Annotated in this window: 1 protein-coding gene; it reads right to left on the bottom strand. The window is 75.5% G+C overall.

Annotated features, from left to right (window positions below; translation table 11 throughout):
• The coding region (locus ACOV8S_RS31020; RefSeq protein ID WP_448321819.1) for a serine/threonine-protein kinase at positions 1–817 on the bottom strand (817 nt) is incomplete at both ends.

The following is an 817-nucleotide window of genomic DNA, read 5'->3' as shown; positions in this document are numbered from 1 at the left end:
GTCCCGCACCTGCCGCACCGTCGCGGCCACCGCCGGCGGAAGCCACGCCGCGCCGGCGAACAGCAGCTCCGTACGGGCCGCGTCAGCCGCGTCTGCCGCGCCCGCCGTGTCCGTCGTCGCATCCGTCAGCTCGGCCAGCAGCTCGCCGACGCCCGGCCGGTCCTGCGGCCGCTTGGCCAGGCACCTGCCGACCAGCCCGCGCACCGCGTCCGGCACCGCGGCCAGGTCCGGTTCGGCGTGCACGACCCGGTACAGCAGGCCCTGCGCCGAACCGGTGCCGAAAGGGCCGGTGCCGGAGGCCGTGAACGCCAGGACGGCCCCCAGCGCGAAGACGTCACCGGCGGCCGTGACGGGTTCGCCGGTCAGCTGTTCCGGGGACATGAAACCGGGCGTCCCGATCACCACCCCGGTCCGGGTGATCACGCTCGCCTCGGCCGCCGTGGAGATGCCGAAGTCGATGACGCGGGGACCGTCGGCGGCCAGCAGCACGTTCGACGGCTTGAGGTCACGGTGGACGAGGCCCGAGCCATGGATCGCCTCAAGCGCCTCGGCCAGCCCGACCGCCAAGGTCGTCACCCGGGAGGCCTCCCACGCACCGTGCAGGGCGACGGCGGTGTCCAGCGAGACGCCCGGCACGTAGGCGGTCGCCAGCCACGGCGGGTCCGCCTCGGGGTCCGCGTCCACCACGCCGGCGGTGAACACCCCGTTCACACGCCTCGCGGCCGCGACCTCGCGCGCGAACCGCTGCCGGAACTCGCGGTCCTCGGCCAGCTCGGGCCGCACCACCTTCACGGCCACCGCCCTGCCGCCCTTGGAC

This window comes from Streptomyces sp. CO7 (assembly GCF_053474865.1).
Note: the sequence above shows the minus strand (reverse complement) of the source record. Positions and strands in the feature narration are given on the sequence as shown.